Consider the following 21,032-nt stretch of genomic DNA (forward strand, 5'->3'; position numbering starts at 1 on the left):
GGTGAATCTGTAGCACGCTGCGTCGCAGGTCCATAGTCCCCCCTCACAATCAGCGGCTACACGGGTGTGTTTTTGCTTGGGACAGTGATGGCAGTTTGGTAGAGTCCGCGGCTTGTCAGGGAGCAAGTGAAGAAAGGAGTCGGGTGTGAGTGCGGGCAAAAAGATTTTAGGGTTGATATCGCTAATGCTGATGCTGGCCCTGTGGGCCAGTTACGTTTATGTGTTCAAGGACAATCGTGACGGGCTGTTGGGCGGCGCCTTCGACAGCACGGCCTGGTGCGGTACGCCACCGGCCAGTGATAGTGCTGCGCTGGGCAAGGATCAACTGACCCTGCGGATCACCAACAACCTGCGCGGCGAGTTCATGCTCAGCGGCGCCATCGTGGTTTCCGAACGCACGTTCAACCGCTACGACCTGGCCCGCAACGAGCTGCGCCTGCGTCTGGAGCCCTTGCAATGGTCGTACGGTATCACGCCGATTTTCCTCGAACAGGTCAAGGTCCAGCCACTGACGCGTAACCTGTCATCGCTGAACAAGAGCGCCTATGCCGAACTCGAACCGCGCCCCATTGGCGTTCAGGGGCGGGCGGCGGACTTCCCGTTCGACACTTACCGCTACGGCTACAAACCAGTGTTGTATTACCTCAAGGGTAACGATCGCATCGACCTCAAGTTCAAGCACATCACCACCAGCATGGAGATGTCGAACACCTTCACGCCGATCCAGAAGTACAACCGCGCGGAGTACATCAACGAGAAAAACTCGCTGGCGCGTGAGGAAGACTACAAACCTTATGCAACCACTGAGTGTGCGTTCAGTGTCGAGCGCAAGGGCTCGTTCAAGATGATCGTCTTGATGTTGCTGCTGGTGATCGGCTTGCCGTTGCTGCATGTGTTTTATCGCGACGAGCCGGGTATCGACTTTCTGGCGACGCTGGTCAGCATCGGGGCGATTCGGGTGTTGCTGGTGGGGCCGCTGAATGACTTCCAGTTGTACAAAATCGACTTTCTGTTTGCCGGAGTGATTTTACTGGTGGGCACGGTGTCGCTGATCAAGGCGATGCGGGCCAACAGTCGGCGGGAGTTGGCGTTGAAGAGTGGTTCGTCCTGGTAATCCCACGGTCGATGTAGCAGCTGCCGAGCCTGCGAGGCTGCGTTTGGCGACGCAGCCTCGACAGCTGCTACAGGCGGAGCGTATCGAGGGCTACTTCAACGCCGGATCCCCCATGTTCATTTTCTTCCAGCCCTGCAACAGCACCTGCGCTTTCGGTTCCTGCCCGTTGTCCAGGTAATACTGGATCAACGACAGCCGCGCATTGCGGTTGGCCGGCTGCACTTTCAGCAAGCGCTCCAGCACTTCGCAGGCCTCTTCAACCTTGCCGCGGTCATGCAAGGCCACGGCCAGCACGTAGCCGTATTGCGCGTTCTGCGGTTCCAGTTGCGCGGCTTTGCGAAGCGCCGACATGGCCTGGTCCGATTTGCCAGCACGCACCAGCGACAAGCCCTGGGTGTGTTGCAGCAGCGCGGCGTCCGGGTGGTCTTTTAGCCCTTGGGCCAGCAGCGCCTGTGCTTCCTGGCTGCGGCCATTGGCTTCGAGCCATTGCACCAGCGTCACCAGTGCCGGGTAGAAATCCGGATCGCGCCTGAGCGCCGTGCGCAGGTACGGTTCGACCTGGTCATTGCGTCCGCTGGCCTGGTAGAGCATCGCCAGATTGAGGTTGGCTTCGGCGCGTTCCAGCAGGTTTTTCTGTGCTGCTTCGTACTCGGCAATCGCCGCATTCCAGTTCGCCTGGGCAGCGCCCAAACCATTGCGTGCGGCTCCCAGCAGGTCCCGGGCTGCAGCAATACGCACGGCCATCACCGGGTCTGTCAGCAACGGCGTCAACAGCGGTGCCCGCTCAGGTGGTGGCAGGAACGCGCTGATGGCGTGCACGGCACTTTCACGCACTTGTGGCGCGGGATTGCTCAGGTCCTTGGTCGCCAGTTTCAACGCCTGTTCACTCGGGTACAGCGGCAACTCGGCGAGCAGGGTGGCCCGCTGAATCGCTGGCAGATTGCTGCGTTGCAGTTGTTCATACAGAGCTTGCGCCGCGCCGGGTTGACCGTTGCGAATCAGCCACAGGCTTTCGTCATACCGCGGGGCCTGTGCGGTCGGTGTGCTGTTCCACCGTTTGAATTGTTCGGTGACTTTGTCGCCGTCCTTGCCCTGGTGACAGGTGAGGCAGGCGTCCGGGGTGCCGAGTTTTTTCGCCCGCTCAGGGTTGGGAATACTGAAGCTGTGGTCATGCCGGAAGTCATTGCCCATGTAGAACTTGCCGGGCATGTGGCAATCCACGCACTGCGAACCCGGCTGACCCATGGTGTGACGGGTGTGCTCGATGGCGTCGTAGTTTTTTGCTTGCAGGCCTTTGCCGTCGACGCCTTCCACCGGCGTTTTTCCCGTGGTGTTGTGGCATTGCAGGCAAACGCCGTTGCCCGGCGCCTTGAGTTCAGTGCTGTGCGGGTTGTGGCAGTTGCTGCAGCGCACGCCCTTGTCGAACATTTTGCTTTGGGCAAAAGAGCCGTGTTCAAACACCTCGTCCTTGATCTTGCCGTCCAGCGCATACAACTCGCGGGTCAGGGGGCTCGGCAGGTAGTCATCCATCAGGCGTTTGCCGGCGGTGTAGCCATCGCTCAGCGGTGCCCGGCGCGAATGGCAGCGGGCGCAGGTTTCGATCTCGACGGTGGCGTTCTTGTCCTTGAGGTCGACGGCAAAACCGGCATGAATCAAATCACCTTTTTTCGCCGTCCATTCCAGGTGATTGGAAGCCGGGCCGTGGCAGGCCTGGCAGCCAACGCCGAGGCTGTTCCATTGGCTGTCGAAGGTGTTTTTCGCGGCATCGAAATTGCGCTTGTAGCCAGTGGTATGGCACTCGACGCACATGAAGTTGGCGTTCTGGCTCGGCTTGCTCCAGTGCAGCGGGTTCTTGAAATTCACACCCTGACCCGGATAGAGGTGGAACCAACGGTTTTTCTCGGTATCCCAGGCCACGCCCAAGGGTTGCAAGCGACCTTCGCCCACTTCGATCAGGTATTGCTGCAACGGCGCGATGCCGAAGGTATAGGCCACCTTGAAGTCGGCGTTCTTGCCATCGATACCCGGCGTGTTGACCCAGAAGCCGTCGTCCTTGCGCGAAAAAACGGTGGTTTCGTTTTCCGCTTTGAAGGTGACGTTATTGAAGTCGCCCAGCATCGTCTCGGCAGAGGCTGCCTGCATCGCCAATTGGTGATGGGAGCCTTTCCAGTCCTTGACCTGTTCGCTGTGGCAGCCCTGGCATTGCTGCTCATCGACCATCTTCGCCGGGGCCAGCGCGACCGGTTGCGGTTTGGCCGGTGGCGCGACAGGGGCAGTGACGGGAACGGGTCTCAGCGGTGCCGGTGTGCTGCTAAACAGAAACCAGCCGATGCCGATGACCGCCAACAGTAATGCACCGATGGTCACGGGAAAAAGAGAGCGGTTAATCAGGTTCGGTGGTGAATCAGGGTTGGGGCGTGGTGCTTTATTTTTATGTTTCAGCATTGCGACTTCCGTAGTCGAGGTGCGTTTGCCTTGAGGCGCGCGATCAAGCTGAGTGCAGCTTTGCCGCATGCCGGGCGTCTGTCAAATGACGGTTGCGAGAGCGTTCGCAGCGTTAGATGAAATGTGTGCTTTTTTTGAGTTTTTTATCGCGAAATGCCTTGACTCCAGTCGCCTTTGCACTAGGGTGTTCGCCCTTCAAAACAGGAGTTCAAGCATGAAGCTTGCGTTAATGATGAGCACGTTGTGCATCGCCACCATCGCGGTGACAGGGTGTGCGAGCAAGGTCGTCGAGCCGGAGCAGTATTCCGGCTTCCTCAAGGATTACGGCCAGCTGCAGGAAGCCAAGTCGCCGTCCGGCGCGACAGTGATGCGTTGGGTCGATCCAGCGCTGGATGTCAGCAAATTCACCAGCGTCTATATCGAACCGACCCAGCTTTACCCGGCCCCCCAGCCAACGGTGAAAATCCCCCAGGCCACGCTGAGCGGGATCACCGGTTACTACGATCAGGCGCTCAAGCGTGAAATGGCCAAATCGCTGCCATTGGCCGCCGGCCCTGGCCCAGGCGTGATCGTGGTGCGTGCCGCCATTACTGCGGTCAGCAGCAAGACCGAAGGCTTGAAGCCTTACGAAGTGATCCCGATTGCGTTGGTTGCCGCAGCCGTGAGCACCGCCAGCGGTATTCGTGATCAGGAAACAGACCTGGCCACCGAAGCGGCGTTCATCGACGGCGGCAGCAATAAAGTCATCGCTCAGGTCGTGCGCAAGGGCACCGGCAAGCCGCTGGAAAACGATGCGCAGGTGATGAAGGCGGATGACGTCAAGGGCGTGATGGATGGCTGGGCGTCGGATTTGAATCAGTCGTATTTGAAGATCAAATCCAAGTGATGTGCCGAGGCTGATGGCCTCTTCGCGAGCAGGCTCACTCCCACACTGGATCTGTGTAAACCACAAGTCCGATGTGGGAGCGATGGAGTAAACCTTTGGTGCCGTCGGCGTTACGCTCCTTTTACTTCCCTTGCTCGGCTGTGGCGGCGTCGTAGGGATAGATCCGGCGCCATTCGGCGGCCATGTCCACGACGGTCCAGTCACGTGTTTTTGCTTCGTCCAGGGCCTTGTCCAGGCGACCGAAGTCGGACTTGCGGTCGTAGGCCCATTCGCGTTTGGCGTCGGTGTGATGCACCAGCCCCATGAATCGTTTGCCCGGTCCTGCGGCGGTCCATTGCAACATCTGCAAGTCGCCGTCGGAGTTGCCGAAGGCGAGGATCGGCCGCTTGCCGATGACCGCGTCGATGCTTTCCGGTTTGCCCGGGCCGTCATCGTTGTGGGCCAGTTTCGGCGTGCGCAGGATCGAGGCCTTGCCGTCCTTGTACTGGAAGGCTGTGACGAATGTGGTGCCGATCACCTGTTCCGGCGGGATGCCGTAGACCTTCTCGGCAAAGGCGCGCATGAACCCGGTGTCACCGCCGGAGACGATGTAGGTCTTGAAATTCTGCTCGCGCAGGTAGTCGAGCATTTCCAGCATCGGCTGGAACACCATCTCAGTGTACAGCTTGCCGGTTTTCGGGTGTTTGGCCTGGCTCAGCCAGGTCTTGGCGTAGTCGTCGAAGGCTTCGGTGGTCATCCCGGTGTGGGTCGCCCCGAAGATTTTCATGATGCCGCCCATGCCGGAGGCGGCCAGCGCCTTGTGATCGTTTTCCAGCACGGCCTGGAACGGCTGGGTGGTTTTCCATTCCGGGTGTTGCGGCGCGGTGCGCTTGACCTCTTCGAGGGCAAACAGCAACTCGAAGTACATCGGCTGCTCGCTCCACAGGGTACCGTCGTTGTCGAACACGGCGATGCGGTCTTCGGGTTTGACGAAGTCCTTGCTGCTTTGATCGGTGACCGCCTGGACGAACTCGATGATGTGCTTCTTCGAGGGGCCGTCATTCCACGAAGGCAAGGGTTCGGCTGCTTGCGCGAGAAACGGCAGGGCCAGCGCGAAGAGCAGGCTCAGCCCAAAGCAATTGCGGATCGAGATCGGGTTCGTCATGGGACATCCTTTTGGTGTAACGGCCGTAATGCCGAGTCGGGTATCGCCTGCCGTTGTTCGGCCTGACTATGCAGCGTAGACAACGAACCCTTGAGTTGCCGCAATGCCTGGTTTTCAGTAGGCGAACGACCGTAGCAGGCGCGCAGGCGGTCTTGCCGTCGAGAACTGGGCGTGCACAATTTCACGGCACAGGTGATGTCCGTTGGCAGCGCTTTCGGCGATGCTGGCTTGCAGGGCGTTGAGATCATTGAGTGCAGTCATGGCGCATCCTTGATTCAGAACGTGAACGTTGGAATGACGGGAATGAGCCTGGAACCGGTAGCCATCCCTGGTCACTCCTTAGAAAAACGCTAATGTCAGGTTGACGCTGATGCCGTTGCCTTCCGGCCGGTTTTTGGTATCGAACTCCGGCACCCAACGGGCGCTGACGCTGGCCTGCGCATCGTTGAACTTGCCGGCCCAGCCGACCGCCGGGCCAGCACCGACCGAGCGGCCACGGAAGCCGCTGTTGGCACCACTTCCCGAATCATCGGTCACCTGCTGGATGTAACCCGCCGCGATACCGGCATTCCAGCCGTTGCCGAAGCCGTGGGTCCACAGTGCATCGAGGGTGAAAATGTTGCCGTTGCGATAGTCGGTGGCGTTATTTTCGGTGTAGAACTCCAGCGCGCTGGACAGGGTGAACTCGCCACCCTTGCCGTCCAGATGGGTGAAGGCCACGGTGGGCATGAAGGTGTAATTGTTCTGGCCAGCGTTAGCCAGGCGGTCATCGTTGTAGGCACCGGTCGGCACATAGATCGGCAGCGAGAAGGAGACGTGGTTGACCTCGTCGAGGTGGTAACCCGCCGCAATCGGTGTCAGCAGAATATCGGCGAACTGGGTCCCGGTATCACCGGATCCCAGGGTTCTGCCACGGGGACCGGTGACACTGGCGGTGACGTCGGTGTATTGGACCGGCACGCCAATGGCCGAGGCGTAGTTCCAGCGCCCTTTGCCGGTGTCCCAGATATGCGTGAAGTTGGCCATGGTGTAGGACACTTTCATGTCCAGCCCGGTACTCAGGGCGCCGGCGATCGGTACTTGCGCTTTGCCCTTGAGGTCGCCGTCGTACCAGATGCTGGTCAGGGACATCACCCAACCGGCTTCCGGCGGCACAATCCCGGCGTTGGAAAATACCTGTTGCCCCGTAATCGGCCGCCCGACACCGCCCTCGGCCGCCAGCGTCAACGGGCTTGCGCCGATGATGCACAGCGCCAGTAAAGGACGCACTACAAAAGGCCTGACCATGACTGACTCCGCTTATTGTTTTTGTTGTGAATCGACCGGCGTCAGCAGCGGCATCTGCCATTGGCCGCTGGTGACTTCCGGTTTTGGCAGGTACAAGCGCAAGATCCCGTAGAACGGGCCTTTCGGGGCGGGCAGCCAGTTGTTTTGCAATTCTTTGGCCGGGGCCTTGTTCTGCACGTACAGGGTCAGGCCGCCGTCGGCGTCGAGCTTGAGATCGGGCAGCATCCGCGAGTTGATCAGGTAGCGATTCAACGGGTTGGCCACCAGCAGTTTGTTCTTGCCGTCGTACATCGTCAGCGACCAGAAGGCATCGGCCGGGGGCAGGGCGCCCTTGTCGAAATGCAGGGTGTAATCGTGCTTCGAGGCATCGACCGGCTGGCCGTCCTTGTCGACGAAGTAGCCGATGTAATCCGCTTCTTCGGCTGAGTTGCCGAAAATCCCCATGTTGGCGCCGGCGTAGCGGTACAGGTAGTTGCCGTTAAGGTGATCACGGGTGCCGAAGACGTCGCCGCTGGTGATCTGGTGCGTGTCGACCTTGTCCTTCTTGAACTGGGCGAACTCGGCCTTGGCGTCGCTGATGCCGTCTTCCAGTGCCTGGCGCTGTTCAGCGCTGAGGTCATGCAGATTGAACGGCTTGCCGGCTTCGATGCCGATCTTGGCAAAGCGCGCGAGCAGCTCCTTTTCCGCGTCCTGCGCCGGGGCGAACGACAACATGAAATTCAGGTAACGGAACAGGTCCGGGGTGTCGCTCATGGTCGGCAGCGGTTTTGGCCAGTCAATCTTTGGCGCTGCCGGCGGTGCCTTCTGTTTGACGTAGTGGCTCAGGGATTCAACCTTGTAGCCTTTCTGGATCTGCTTGACCTTGGCCAGGTCCTTGTCATCGAACAACTGCGTGCGATACAGCGCGTAGGCAATGTTGCTTTCGCTGCGCACCAACCGGTCCATTTCCACCGGTTGCTGACCTTGCCAGTTCGGCCCGGCGATCATGAAGTGGCCGCCGTTGTTGCCCGTGCTGCGGGTGCCCAGGTACGCAAAGTTCTGCGTATACGCGTCAATCAATTGCACCGAGTAATAACGGTGTTCTTCGATAGCCGGCAGGGTCAGCACGACGGGTTCTGCGCGCAGGTCCATCCACACGAAGGAGTAGGGCGTGTCGGCGTTTGGCGTGACGAAGGCGGTGTCTTTGGCGGTGAATGCCTTGGCGGTGTTGCCGATCTGGTTCAGCGGCGCCTTGAAGTTCGGGCTTTTCTTGTCGATGGCCTGGGTGTAGAGGGTCTTGTACATCTCCACTACCGGGAAGCCGTACAGATAGGCTTCCTTGGCGATGCCCCGGGCTTCTTCAGGCGTGGCGCTGAAGTCGGCCCAAACACTGGTGCTCAGGGAGAGTGCGAGTGCGGTGAGCAAAAAACGGTTATTCATAAAGCGTCCTTATTGACCTTTTGGGCGTCATTCCACAGCCGTGATGTCGTCGAGCTTCCAGCTTTTATCGAAGTAAGCTTCGGTCGGCGCGTACAGACGGAAATAGCTGAACCAGTGTTTGCCCGGTACGGTTTGCACCCAGTTGTTCTCGAAGCCTTTGGGCGCGGTCGGACCGAAATACAGGTCCACGGAGCCGTCATCATTCTTTTTCAGATCCTGACGGGACGACAGGTCGGCCTTGCGCTGCGGGTTATCGATCAGGCAACGGCTGTCGGTGTCGTACACCGTCATCGACCAGAACTGCTTGGCCGGCGGATTGGCGCCGACGTGCAGGCGATAATTCTTACTGCCGTCGAGCCAGTTGCCCTTGCTGTCGGTGTAGGCGCCCAGATAGGTCTGACCGAGGCCCGGGGTCTTGGAGACCATGCCCTTGGTGTTGGTGACCGCTTCGTAGAACCAGGCGCTGCGTTCCCACAACTGATCGTAATAGGCCACGCGCTGCGACGGTTCGGCGATATTCAGCACGGTGTCCCATTGACGGTCCGGCCAGTATTGCGCACCGGGGAACCGCTTGGCGAAGGTGTTGGCCTTGGCGATCAACTCGCCGACCTGGGCGCCTTGTTCCAGTGCCTTGCGCTGGTTGTCATTGGGGTTGAAGGGCTTGTCTTTCTCGATGCCGAGGCTGGCGAGCATGGCCATGTAGAAGCGGTCACGTTCGTTGACCGGTTCTTTCTGGATGATCTGGTGCAAGCGCTCCCAGTACGCCATCCCGCGCGGTTGGGTGCCGGACCAGGCTTTGCCCCCAGGGCTGAGCAGTTTGGTTTTGCTTGGCTCATTGCGCTGGGCGTACGGGTACATCTTGAAGTGTTCGACCAGTGCCTTGCCTTTGGCCGGGTCCGGATCAAGCACGCGGAAGCCCACCAGCACGTTCATGGTCTCCGATTTGGCCAGGTAGTACTTGCCGGCATCGGCGGGAGGTTCGGCACCCGGCGGCAGGACCAGGTACTTGCCGCCCTTGCCTTTGTCCGGGCCGGTCTGGCCCATGTCGATGATCGCGCGTTGCCAGAAGTCCCCGACGCCGCCGGCAGTCGGGCCGGGTGGCAATTCGATCACCAGCGGCCCGGTTTCATTCAGGTCGACAAAACCGAGGATGTACGGCGTGGTGGCATTGGCGGTGATGACGCCCAGTTTGTCTTCATAACTGTTGAGCACCATCAGGTCGCCGCTGCGGGCGCCGAGTTTGTCGCGAAACTCTTCCTGCCATTGCGCGTAGGACACCAACGGCAGCGCCCAGAGGTAGCTCTGGGTGGCCTGCTGAAAATCCAGCTCCGCATAGAGTTGGGCGATCGATTCATGGGCGGGCAATTCGCCTTCCATCGCGATCTTGCCGATCCGCGTATCAAGATCCTGGGCGCCAACGCCGCAGCTGACGAACATGGTCATCAGGCTGAAACCGGCCGCGCGAATTGCACCGTGCATAAAGAGTCCTTATTTACCGAACGTAACGTTGATCCCGGCGAACAATGTGAACTGCGGCAAGCCATCGCCTTTGCGTTCCACCGTCCACTGCGGCTCGATGAATGCGTTAAGAATATTAGTCACGGATTTGCACGCCGTGCCGCCAGCCCAGCAGGCCGCGAGGTGAGGAGTCGAGGGCCGCGGCCGTCAGGCCTGCTTGCCACTTGCCTGTGCCCAATTTGTCCTGCTCAGCGGTCGGCGCGGTGATTTGCGGGCCGATGCCCGGCTGTACGCCGTCGGTCTTGGGGATGAAGATGTCGAACAGGTTGAGGTCGCCGATGCCGGTGCTACAGCCGCTGTGCGGGTCGGGTCGGGTGCTGATCGGCAAGGTGCCGCGCAGCAAGCCATCGTTGGTGTGGACGTCGGTGTCGTAGCGCTTGGGGGTGTAGTAATCCAGAAGGTTGGCGCCAGGGGCCAGACTCAACGGGTTGTTACTTTTGTTGGCTACGTCGGCGTTATCGGCGAACGCACAAACGACAGGCGTAAACCATGCCGCCATCAGCAACAAAGCGTTTTTTTCCATAGCGGCTAACATGATTCCCCCGGTTCCTTGGTGGCTCATTGGTCGACTCGGCACTTCCCGGCCGTTGTTGTGTAATCTCTTTCCGATCAAGCCTGTAGGAATGATCTGAAGCTAGCAGCTAACCATAACTTAGCCAATCCAATGAGTTTTTTCTTTCGAATTGTGTGCAAAATCTCGCAGTTTTTTGTACTGATAAGTTAAAGCGAAACTTGTCCGGCATTCGAATAGAGGTTGAACGAAACCCTGTGGGAGCGAGCCCGCTCGCGATAGCGTTGTGTCAGGCAAATCGCTCTCGCGAGCAGGCTCACTCCTACATTAAGTAATGCTCAGCGTTTCTTCGCCTCTGCGCGAATCCGTTCTTCCTGCTCGCGCAGTTCCGGGGTGAACTCGGCACCAAAATCCTCGGCCTCGAATACCTGACGAATCTCGATCTCTGCGTCGGTGCCAGGCATCGGGTTCGGGCATCGCTTGACCCAGTCGATAGCCTCTTGTTTCGACTTCACCTGCCAGATCCAGTAACCGGCGATCAGCTCCTTGGTTTCGGCGAAGGGGCCGTCGATGACGGTGCGTTTGTCGCCTGAAAAGCGCACGCGCGCGCCTTTACTGCTGGGGTGCAGGCCTTCGCCTTCGATCATGATGCCGGCGTTGACCAGTTCTTCGTTGTAGTTGCCCATGGCGGTCAGCAGTTCTTGGGTGGGCATCACGCCCGCTTCGGAATCCTGGCTGGCTTTGATGATGATCATGAATCGCATGGTGTTATCTCCGGTGGAGGTGGGGGATTCACTACATGGTCGAATGACGACAGTGCAATTCGACAGGTCAATGATAGATTTCAGGCAACGCAATACCTGTGGCAACGAGGTGTTGATTGAAGGTTGGCCAAAACACTTCACGATTTGTATCTGGGCATAGGTCGCCAGCCCATTTCGTGGTTAACTTTGCCCTCTCCGAGATTCTTTACCACAACGTTCAGAAGGACTCCGTTCATGGCTCAAGTCACCCTTAAAGGCAACCCGGTTCAAGTCAACGGCCAACTGCCACAAGCCGGTTCCAAGGCGCCAGCCTTTTCCCTGGTTGCCGGCAATCTGTCCGACGTGACCCTGGCGAGCTTCGCCGGCAAGCGCAAAGTGCTGAACATCTTCCCAAGCGTCGACACCCCGACCTGCGCTACTTCGGTTCGCAAGTTCAACGCCCAGGCAAACGATGTCGCCAACACCGTTGTACTGTGCATCTCCGCTGACCTGCCGTTCGCCCAGGCACGCTTCTGCGGCGCCGAAGGCCTGGAAAACGTGCAAAACCTGTCGACCCTGCGTGGTGCCGAGTTCATCGAGAACTACGGTGTTGCCATCGCTGACGGTCCGCTCAAAGGCCTGACCGCTCGTGCGGTCGTGGTTCTGGATGAGAACGACAACGTGCTTCACAGCGAGTTGGTCAAGGAAATCGCTGAAGAACCGAACTACGAAGCGGCACTTTCCGTTCTGAAGTAAGCGGCGTCATTACAATTGTTAACGGCCTGGCCCTGTCCAGGCCGTTTTCATTTGTGCTTCAGTGCCTTAGACAAATCTCCTGTTACGTAAGCCGAAGGTAAATTGCCGGTAAAGCCGCTTTGCTTAATAGCCGCCAGTGCTTATCGTTCAGCCTCATGTAAAAGAAGCCCACGCGCCCAATGGTTGATTATTCAATGCGATCCTCCGCTTCCCGTAGTCCTCGTCGCTGGCTGTTCGGCCTGCTTGTCCTGTTGGTCATCGCTGGCGTGTGCTGGAAATTCTGGCCCACCGGTGCTGCTCAAAAGGAGGGCGCAGGGCAGAAAGCCGTGGCCGGTCATACCGGCAGGTCCGGAGGGATGCGCCCAGGGTTCGGCGGGGCGACTGGCCCGGTGCCCGTGCGCGTTGCGCCTGCGGTCAAGGGTGACTTCCCGCTGTATTACAAGGCGCTGGGCACCGTGACTGCGCTGAACACCATCAACGTGCGCAGTCGTGTGGGCGGCGAGTTGACCAAGGTGGCGTTCGAGGAAGGGCAAATGGTCAAGGCCGGCGATTTGCTGGCTGAAATCGACCCGCGTCCGTATCAGAACGCCTTGCTCCAGGCCGAAGGCACGTTGCTGCAGAACCAGGCGCAACTGAAAAACGCTCAGGTCGATGTCGAGCGTTATCGAGGGCTGTTCAAGGAAGACAGTATCGCCAAGCAAACCCTGGACACTGCCGAGGCGTTGGTTGGTCAGTATCTGGGCACCGTCAAGACCAATCAGGCGGCGGTCAACGACGCCAAGCTCAATCTCGAATTCACCAGGATCCGCGCGCCGATTACCGGGCGTGTCGGTTTGCGTCAGCTTGATGTCGGCAACCTGGTCGCCGCCAATGACACCACGGCGCTGGCGATCATCACCCAGACCCAACCGATCAGCGTCGCCTTCACCTTGCCGGAAAACAACCTTGACGTGGTATTGGCCCGCTATCGCACCGGCGCCAAACTGCCCGTCGAAGCCTGGGACCGCAGCGACACCAAACTGCAGGCCACTGGTGTCTTGCAGAGCCTGGACAACCAGATCGACACCACCACAGGCACCCTGAAATTCAAGGCGCGCTACGACAACCGCGATCAGACCCTGTTCCCTAATCAGTTCGTCAACGTCCACTTGCTGGCCGACACCCTCAAGGGGGTGGTGCTCGCACCGTCGGCGGCGATTCAGTTTGGCACCAACGGCACCTTCGCCTATGCGCTGGACGGCGACAAGAAGGTCACGATCCGTCAGTTGAAAGTCGGCGCCAGCGATGGCACGAACACTGTGATCACTGAAGGCCTGGCGCCCGGGGATCGTGTGGTCCTGGAAGGCACCGACCGCTTGAAGGAAGGCAGCGAAGTCGAAGTGGTCAATAGCCCCGAGGACGTGCCTGCTACCCCGACCGGTCACCTGCAAGGCAAATCGGCGGCGGACGCCAATGAGCCGGCCGCTACCGACAAGGCGAAAAAGGGCGGCGCATGAACATCTCGCGGCTGTTCATCCTTCGTCCGGTCGCCACGACCCTGAGCATGCTGGCCATTGTACTGGCCGGTTTGATCGCCTATCGGTTGCTGCCGGTGTCGGCGTTGCCCCAGGTCGATTACCCGACGATCCGCGTCATGACGCTGTATCCCGGCGCCAGCCCGGATGTCATGACCAGCGCAGTCACTGCGCCACTGGAGCGTCAGTTCGGGCAAATGCCCGGCCTGACCCAGATGGCGTCGACCAGTTCGGGCGGCGCCTCGGTGCTGACCTTGCGGTTCAGCCTCGACATCAACATGGATGTCGCCGAACAGCAGGTGCAAGCCGCGATCAACGCCGCGACCAATTTGCTGCCCAAGGACCTGCCGGCACCGCCGGTGTACAACAAGGTCAACCCGGCGGACACCCCGGTGCTGACCCTGGCCATTACGTCCAAAACCATGCTGTTGCCCAAGCTCAATGACCTGGTCGACACGCGCATGGCCCAGAAAATCGCCCAGATCAGCGGTGTTGGCATGGTCAGCATTGCTGGCGGCCAGCGTCAGGCGGTGCGGATCAAGGTCAATCCCGAGGCCCTCGCGGCCAACGGTCTGAACCTGTCGGACGTGCGCACGCTGATCGGCGCTTCCAACGTCAACCAGCCCAAGGGCAACTTCGACGGCCCGACCCGGGTGTCGATGCTCGATGCCAACGATCAACTGACGTCGCCCAAGGACTACGCCAACCTGATCCTGGCTTATGCCAACGGCGCGCCGTTGCGGCTCAAGGACGTGGCGGAAATCGTCGACGGTGCGGAAAACGAACGCCTGGCGGCATGGGCCAATGAAAACCAGGCCGTGCTGCTGAACATTCAGCGCCAGCCGGGTGCCAACGTGATCGAGGTGGTCGACCGGATCAAGGCGTTACTGCCGAGCATCACTGACAACCTGCCGGCCGGTCTCGACGTCACCGTGCTGACCGACCGCACCCAGACCATTCGGGCCTCGGTCAAAGACGTGCAGCACGAGTTGCTGATCGCCATTGCCTTGGTGGTGATGGTGACCTTTCTGTTTCTGCGCCGTGCCAGTGCGACGATCATTCCATCGATTGCCGTGCCGCTGTCGTTGGTCGGTACGTTCGGCGTGATGTACCTCGCCGGGTTTTCGGTCAATAACCTGACCCTGATGGCCCTCACCATCGCCACCGGTTTTGTGGTGGACGATGCGATCGTGATGCTGGAGAACATTTCCAGGTTTATCGAAGAAGGGGACACTCCGTTGAATGCGGCGCTCAAAGGCGCGAAGCAGATCGGTTTCACCCTGATTTCCCTGACCCTGTCGCTGATCGCGGTATTGATCCCGCTGCTGTTCATGGCCGACGTGGTAGGGCGCTTGTTCCGCGAGTTTGCGATCACGCTGGCGGTGGCGATCCTGATTTCGCTGGTCGTGTCCCTGACCCTGACGCCGATGATGTGCGCGCGATTGCTCAAGCGTGAACCGAAGGAAGAAGAGCAGGGGCGTTTCTACCGGGCCAGCGGCGCGGCGATTGACTGGATGATCGCGGCCTACGGGCGCAAATTGCAGTGGGTGCTCAAGCACCAGCCGCTGACATTGCTGGTGGCCATCGGCACGCTGGCGTTGACCGTATTCCTCTACATGGTGGTGCCCAAGGGCTTCTTCCCGGTGCAGGACACGGGGGTGATCCAGGGCATTTCCGAGGCGCCGCAGTCGATTTCCTTCGCGGCGATGAGCGATCGTCAACAGGCGCTGGCCAAGGTAGTCCTCGCCGATCCAGCGGTGGAAAGCCTGTCGTCCTACATCGGTGTCGACGGTGACAACTCGACGCTGAACAGCGGGCGCCTGCTGATCAATCTCAAGTCCCACAGCGACCGTGATCTGAGTGCGACCCAGGTGATTGCCCGCCTGCAACCGCAACTGGACAAGCTGGTCGGCATCCGCCTGTTCATGCAGCCGGTGCAGGACCTGACCATCGAAGACCGTGTCAGCCGCACGCAATATCAGTTCAGCATGTCGTCCCCGGATTCGGAATTGCTCGCCCTGTGGAGCGGTCGTCTGGTCGATGCATTGTCCCACCGGCCAGAACTGACCGACGTTGCCAGCGATTTGCAGGACAAGGGCTTGCAGGTCTATCTGGTGATTGACCGCGATGCCGCTTCACGGGTCGGGGTCTCGGTGTCGAACATTACCGATGCGCTCTACGATGCTTTCGGTCAGCGGCAGATTTCGACCATCTACACCCAGGCCAGCCAGTACCGCGTGGTTCTGCAATCGCAGTCCGGGGAGAGGATCGGTCCGGATGCGCTGAATCAGATTCACGTGAAAACCACGGACGGCGGGCAGGTTCGCCTGTCCAGCCTGGCGCACATCGAAGAGCGTCAGGCGCAACTGGCAATCACCCACATCGGCCAGTTCCCGGCGGTGATGATGTCGTTCAACCTGGCGCCGGGTGTGGCGCTGGGGCATGCGGTCGAGATCATCGACCAGGTGCAGAAAGACATCGGCATGCCGATTGGCGTGCAGACCCAGTTCCAAGGGGCGGCCGAGGCGTTCCAGGCGTCGCTGTCCAGCACCTTGCTGCTGATTCTGGCCGCGGTGGTGACCATGTACATCGTGCTCGGCGTGCTGTACGAGAGCTATATCCACCCGATCACCATTCTCTCGACCTTGCCGTCTGCGGCGGTCGGCGCCTTGCTGGCATTGATCCTGAGCGGCAATGACCTGGGCATGATCGCGATCATCGGCATTATTTTGCTGATCGGTATCGTGAAAAAGAACGCGATCATGATGATCGACTTCGCCCTCGATGCAGAGCGCAATCAGGGCATGGACCCGGAAACCGCGATCTATCAAGCCGCGTTGCTGCGCTTCCGGCCGATTCTGATGACGACGCTGGCAGCGTTGTTTGGCGCGGTGCCGCTGATGCTGGCCACCGGCTCCGGCGCAGAATTGCGTCAGCCGCTGGGTCTGGTGATGGTCGGTGGGTTGCTGGTGAGCCAGGTGCTGACCTTGTTCACCACGCCTGTCATCTATTTGTACTTCGACCGACTCGGCCGGCGCTGGGGCCACAAGGCTGACACCGTGGAAGCGGTAGAACAGCCATGAACCTGTCCGGACCGTTCATCAAGCGCCCGGTCGCAACGATGTTGCTGAGCCTGGCGATCATGCTGCTGGGCGGGGTGAGTTTCGGCCTGTTGCCGGTATCGCCGTTGCCGCAAATGGATTTCCCGGTGATCGTGGTGCAGGCCAGCCTTCCCGGCGCGAGCCCCGAGGTCATGGCCTCGACCGTGGCCACGCCGCTGGAACGATCCTTCGGCGCCATCGCCGGGGTCAACACCATGAGCAGCCGTTCCAGCCAGGGCTCGACCCGGGTGATCCTGCAATTTGACCTCGACCGCGACATCAACGGCGCGGCGCGGGAAGTGCAAGCGGCGATCAACGCCTCGCGCAACCTGCTGCCGAGCGGGATGCGCAGCATGCCGACCTACAAGAAGGTCAACCCCTCCCAGGCGCCGATCATGGTGCTGTCGCTGACGTCGGATGTGCTGGAAAAGGGCCAGCTCTACGATTTGGCCTCGACCATCCTGTCTCAGAGCCTGTCGCAGGTGCAGGGCGTGGGCGAAGTACAGATCGGCGGCAGTTCGTTGCCCGCGGTGCGTATCGAGCTCGAACCGCAAGCCCTCAACCAGTACGGCGTGGCCCTCGACGATGTGCGCAACACCATTGCCAACGCCAACGTGCGCCGGCCGAAGGGCTCGGTCGAAGATGGCGAGCGGTTATGGCAGGTCCAGGCCAACGATCAACTGGAAAAAGCCAAGGATTACGAGTCGCTGATCATCCATTACAACGGCGGTGCAGCCTTGCGCCTCAAGGATGTGGCGAAGGTCAGCGACGGCGTCGAGGACCGCTACAACAGCGGGTTCTTCAACGACGACGCGGCGGTGCTGCTGGTGATCAACCGCCAGGCCGGCGCCAACATCATCGAGACGGTCAATGAAATCAAGGCACAGCTGCCAGCGTTGCAGGCGGTACTGCCGGCCAGCGTCAAGCTGAACCTGGCGATGGACCGCTCGCCGGTGATCAAGGCGACCCTGCATGAAGCGGAAATGACCCTGCTGATCGCCGTGACGCTGGTGATTCTGGTGGTGTTCCTGTTCCTCGGTAATTTCCGTGCCTCGCTGATCCCGACGCTGGCGGTGCCAGTGTCGCTGGTCGGCACCTTTGCGGTGATGTACCTCTACGGATTCTCGCTCAACAACCTGTCGCTGATGGCGCTGATCCTCGCCACCGGGCTGGTGGTCGACGATGCCATCGTGGTGCTGGAGAACATCTCCCGGCACATCGACGAAGGCGTGCCGCCGATGAAGGCCGCGTACCTCGGTGCTCAGGAAGTCGGGTTTACCTTGCTGTCGATGAACGTCTCGCTGGTGGCGGTGTTCCTGTCGATCCTGTTCATGGGCGGGATCATCGAGAGCCTGTTCCGCGAGTTTTCCATCACTCTGGCCGCGTCCATCGTGGTGTCGCTGGTGGTCTCGCTGACCCTGACGCCAATGCTCTGTGCCCGTTGGCTGAAGCCACACACGCCAGGCCAGGAAAACCGATTGCAGCGCTGGAGCCAGCGCGCCAACGAATGGATGGTCGGCAAATACGCCACCAGCCTCGATTGGGTATTGCGTCACCGTCGACTGACCTTGCTCAGCCTGTTGGTGACGATTGGCGTGAACATTGCGCTGTATGTGGTTGTTCCTAAAACATTTCTTCCGCAACAAGACACCGGTCAACTGATTGGTTTTGTGCGCGGTGACGACGGCCTGTCGTTCAACGTAATGCAGCCGAAGATGGAAACCTTCCGCCGTGCCGTACTCAAGGACGACGCGGTGGAAAGCGTCGCCGGGTTCATCGGCGGCACGAACGGCACCAACAATGCCGTCATGATCGTGCGACTCAAACCGATCAAGGAACGCAGCATTTCCGCGCAGAAAGTCATCGAGCGCCTGCGCAAGGAAATGCCCAAGGTTCCCGGCGCACAGCTGATGTTGATGGCGGACCAGGACCTGCAGTTTGGCGGTGGCCGCGAACAAACCTCGTCGCAGTACTCCTACATCCTGCAAAGCGGTGATCTGGGGGCATTGCGCGAGTGGTACCCGAAAGTCGTCACCGCGCTCAAGGCGTTGCCGGAATTGACGGCGATCGACGCTCGGGAAGGTCGCGGTGCGCGGCAGGTCACGCTGATCGTCGATCGCGATCAGGCCAAGCGCCTGGGTGTCGACATGAGCATGGTCACGGCTGTACTGAACAACGCCTACAGCCAGCGGCAGATTTCGACGATTTACGACAGCCTCAACCAGTATCAGGTGGTGATGGAGGTCGACCCGAAATACGCCCAGGACCCGGTGACGCTCAAGCAAGTGCAGGTGATCACCGCCGATGGCGCGCGGATTCCGTTGTCGACCATCGCTCACTACGAAAACAGCCTGGAAGACGATCGGGTCAGCCACGAAGGTCAGTTTGCCTCCGAAAGCCTGTCGTTCGACATGGCAGAAGGCGTGACGGTCGAGCAGGGCACCGCTGCCATCGAACGGGCGATTGCCAAAGTCGGTTTGCCTGAAGACGTGATCGCGAAAATGGCCGGCACCGCCGATGCGTTCGCCGCCACCCAGAAGAGCCAGCCCTGGATGATTCTCGGCGCACTGCTGGCGGTTTATCTGGTGTTGGGTGTGCTGTATGAAAGCTACATCCATCCGCTGACCATTCTGTCCACCTTGCCGTCAGCCGGGGTCGGCGCGTTGCTGTCGATCTACGCGCTGGGCGGCGAGTTCAGCCTGATCTCGTTGCTGGGGCTGTTTCTGCTGATCGGCGTGGTGAAGAAAAACGCCATTCTGATGATCGACCTCGCACTGCAACTTGAACGCCATCAAGGCCTGGCACCGTTGGAGTCGATTCGCAGTGCGTGCCTGCAACGTTTGCGTCCGATCCTGATGACCACCCTGGCGGCGATCCTCGGCGCCGTGCCGTTGCTGCTGAGCCGGGCCGAAGGGGCGGAAATGCGCCAGCCACTGGGCTTGACGATTATTGGCGGGCTGATCTTCAGCCAGGTGTTGACCCTTTACACCACCCCGGTGGTTTACCTCTATCTCGACAAACTGCGCCATCGCTTCAATAAATGGCGTGGGGTGCGTACCGATGCTGCTCTGGAAACTCCGCTATGACTGACCGTTCGCTTATCAATCTGGCTGTCCCGCTGGCTGCCGCCCGAGGCTCGCGTCTGCTGAGCCTGGCGCTGTGCGTGGCGATGCTCAGCGCTTGTGCTGTCGGCCCGGACTATCAGCGCCCGCCAGCGGCTGCGCCGGTGCAATACAAGGAAGCGGCAGGCTGGCGTCAGGCCAGTCCGAGCGACTCCCTGGCGCGCGGTGCCTGGTGGGAGTTGTATGGCGATCAGCAGCTCAACGGCCTGATCGAGCAACTCAACCGCTCCAACCAGACAGTGGCCCAGTCCGAGGCCCAATACCGTCAGGCCCAGGCGTTGGTGCGCAGTGCGCGCGGGGCGTTTTTTCCGACAGTGGATTTGACCGTCGGCAAAAACCGCTCCAGCCAGGGCACCGGCAGCAGCAGTTCGAGCCTGACCAGCTCCTCCAGCGGTATTCGTGACACCTACACCGCCCAGGCTGGAGTCAGTTGGGAAGCAGACGTGTGGGGCAAACTGCGCCGAGGCCTTGAAGCCGACACCGCCAATGCCCAGGCAAGCTTTGCCGACCTGGCCGCGATGCGCCTGAGCCAGCAGTCCGAGCTGGTGCAGAACTACCTGCAATTGCGGGTGATCGACGAACAGAAACGTTTGCTGGAAGCCACGGTCGAGGCCTATCAACGTTCGCTGACCATGACTGAAAACCAATACCGCGCTGGCGTTTCCGGCCGGGACTCCGTGGCGCAGGCGCAAACCCAGCTCAAAGGCACCCAGGCCGACATGGTTGACCTGATCTGGCAGCGTGCCCAGTTCGAGAACGCCATTGCCGTGTTGATCGGGCTGCCTCCCGCCGAGTTCAGCCTGGCAGAAACCACCACCATCCCGACCCTGCCCGAAGTGCCGGTGGGCCTGCCTTCGCAATTGCTGGAACGTCGTCCGGACATTGCCTCCGCCGAGCGCTCAGTGATGGCCGCCAACGCCAACATCGGCGTTGCCAAGGCCGCGTATTACCCGGATTTCACCTTGAGCCTGAACGGCGGGTATAGCAGCAGCACCTATTCCAACTGGATCAGCGTGCCGAACCGCTTCTGGTCGGTCGGGCCGCAACTGGCCATGACCTTGTTTGATGGCGGCCAGCGTTCGGCAGAAGTCGATCGCAGTGAGGCGGCCTACGACGAGACGGTGGCCAAGTACCGCCAGACCGTGCTCGACGGCTTCCGCGAAGTGGAAAACTACCTGGTGCAACTCAAGGTGCTGGAGCAGGAAGCCGGCGTGCGCCAGGAAGCGCTGGAGGCCGCGCGTATCTCGTTGCGCCTGACCCAGAATCAGTACAAGGCCGGTCTGATTGCTTATCTGGATGTGGTGGTGGTTCAAGCCACGGCGTTGAACAACGAACGCAACGTGCTGGATCTTTTGCAGAGCCGGTTGATTGCCAGTGTGCAATTGATCGCTGCGCTGGGCGGCGGTTGGGACGGGGCGTTGCAGGTCAGCGAAAACAAATAACCCCGTAGGGTTGCTGGGCATCAAACAAGC

Annotated in this window: 14 protein-coding genes and 1 pseudogene; 7 read left to right on the forward strand and 8 right to left on the reverse strand. The window is 60.2% G+C overall.

Going from position 1 to position 21,032, the window contains the following annotated elements; translation table 11 throughout:
• Positions 1 to 145: 145 nt before the first annotated feature.
• Entirely contained in the window at positions 146 to 1,114 is a 969-nt protein-coding gene (locus tag H8F22_RS08920; protein ID WP_194939981.1) for a hypothetical protein, read from the forward strand.
• Positions 1,115 to 1,204: 90 nt separating this feature from the next.
• Here H8F22_RS08920 and H8F22_RS08925 read toward each other — a convergent pair whose 3' ends face one another.
• On the reverse strand, positions 1,205 to 3,559 hold the full coding sequence (locus H8F22_RS08925) for a tetratricopeptide repeat protein (protein ID WP_194939982.1): 2,355 nt from the start codon (positions 3,557 to 3,559) through the stop codon (positions 1,205 to 1,207).
• Between the two features lie 214 nt (positions 3,560 to 3,773).
• Between H8F22_RS08925 and H8F22_RS08930 the strand changes: the two genes are divergently transcribed.
• Complete coding sequence (locus H8F22_RS08930) at positions 3,774 to 4,445, forward strand: DUF3313 domain-containing protein (RefSeq protein ID WP_027923443.1); 672 nt, start codon at positions 3,774 to 3,776, stop codon at positions 4,443 to 4,445.
• 121 nt (positions 4,446 to 4,566) lie between these two features.
• On the opposite strand, the gene H8F22_RS08935 is transcribed toward H8F22_RS08930, so the two are convergent.
• The 7 genes and pseudogenes from H8F22_RS08935 to H8F22_RS08965 all read right to left on the reverse strand — a co-directional run bounded on the left by H8F22_RS08935 (position 4,567) and on the right by H8F22_RS08965 (position 11,088).
• The gene (locus tag H8F22_RS08935; RefSeq protein ID WP_194939983.1) at positions 4,567 to 5,589 is read right to left on the reverse strand and encodes an HAD family hydrolase; all 1,023 of its coding nucleotides are present in this window, start codon (positions 5,587 to 5,589) and stop codon (positions 4,567 to 4,569) included.
• A gap of 114 nt (positions 5,590 to 5,703) precedes the next feature.
• On the reverse strand, positions 5,704 to 5,850 hold the full coding sequence (locus H8F22_RS08940) for a hypothetical protein (RefSeq protein ID WP_155953725.1): 147 nt from the start codon (positions 5,848 to 5,850) through the stop codon (positions 5,704 to 5,706).
• Positions 5,851 to 5,928: 78 nt separating this feature from the next.
• Entirely contained in the window at positions 5,929 to 6,876 is a 948-nt protein-coding gene (locus H8F22_RS08945; protein WP_194939984.1) for a SphA family protein, read from the reverse strand.
• A 12-nt stretch (positions 6,877 to 6,888) separates the two neighbouring features.
• Complete coding sequence (locus tag H8F22_RS08950) at positions 6,889 to 8,295, reverse strand: DUF1254 domain-containing protein (RefSeq protein ID WP_027923446.1); 1,407 nt, start codon at positions 8,293 to 8,295, stop codon at positions 6,889 to 6,891.
• A gap of 27 nt (positions 8,296 to 8,322) precedes the next feature.
• On the reverse strand, positions 8,323 to 9,774 hold the full coding sequence (locus tag H8F22_RS08955; protein WP_027923447.1) for a DUF1254 domain-containing protein: 1,452 nt from the start codon (positions 9,772 to 9,774) through the stop codon (positions 8,323 to 8,325).
• A 9-nt stretch (positions 9,775 to 9,783) separates the two neighbouring features.
• Positions 9,784 to 10,336, reverse strand: a pseudogene (locus H8F22_RS08960) (hypothetical protein).
• Positions 10,337 to 10,662: 326 nt separating this feature from the next.
• A complete protein-coding gene (locus tag H8F22_RS08965) occupies positions 10,663 to 11,088 on the reverse strand; it encodes a YciI family protein (protein ID WP_027923448.1) in 426 nt (141 codons plus the stop codon).
• 234 nt (positions 11,089 to 11,322) lie between these two features.
• On the opposite strand from H8F22_RS08965, the gene tpx reads away from it, so the two are divergent.
• From tpx to H8F22_RS08990, 5 genes are all read left to right on the forward strand, one after another.
• Positions 11,323 to 11,823, forward strand: coding sequence for a thiol peroxidase (tpx, locus tag H8F22_RS08970; protein WP_027923449.1), 501 nt, complete (start codon positions 11,323 to 11,325; stop codon positions 11,821 to 11,823).
• 179 nt (positions 11,824 to 12,002) lie between these two features.
• Complete coding sequence (locus H8F22_RS08975) at positions 12,003 to 13,319, forward strand: MdtA/MuxA family multidrug efflux RND transporter periplasmic adaptor subunit (RefSeq protein ID WP_194939985.1); 1,317 nt, start codon at positions 12,003 to 12,005, stop codon at positions 13,317 to 13,319.
• Positions 13,316 to 16,420: an MdtB/MuxB family multidrug efflux RND transporter permease subunit gene (locus H8F22_RS08980; RefSeq protein WP_194939986.1), complete on the forward strand. Its 3,105-nt coding sequence runs from the start codon at positions 13,316 to 13,318 to the stop codon at positions 16,418 to 16,420. Before H8F22_RS08975 ends, H8F22_RS08980 begins: the two co-directional genes overlap by 4 nt.
• On the forward strand, positions 16,417 to 19,524 hold the full coding sequence (locus H8F22_RS08985) for an efflux RND transporter permease subunit (protein WP_027923452.1): 3,108 nt from the start codon (positions 16,417 to 16,419) through the stop codon (positions 19,522 to 19,524). The genes H8F22_RS08980 and H8F22_RS08985 overlap by 4 nt, the downstream gene beginning before the upstream one ends.
• Positions 19,521 to 21,002 (forward strand): efflux transporter outer membrane subunit, encoded by a 1,482-nt coding sequence (locus H8F22_RS08990; protein ID WP_027923453.1) that lies wholly within the window; start codon positions 19,521 to 19,523, stop codon positions 21,000 to 21,002. The genes H8F22_RS08985 and H8F22_RS08990 overlap by 4 nt, the downstream gene beginning before the upstream one ends.
• Positions 21,003 to 21,032 lie beyond the last annotated feature (30 nt).

Source organism: Pseudomonas mucoides, from assembly GCF_015461845.1.
GTDB lineage: Bacteria > Pseudomonadota > Gammaproteobacteria > Pseudomonadales > Pseudomonadaceae > Aquipseudomonas > Aquipseudomonas mucoides.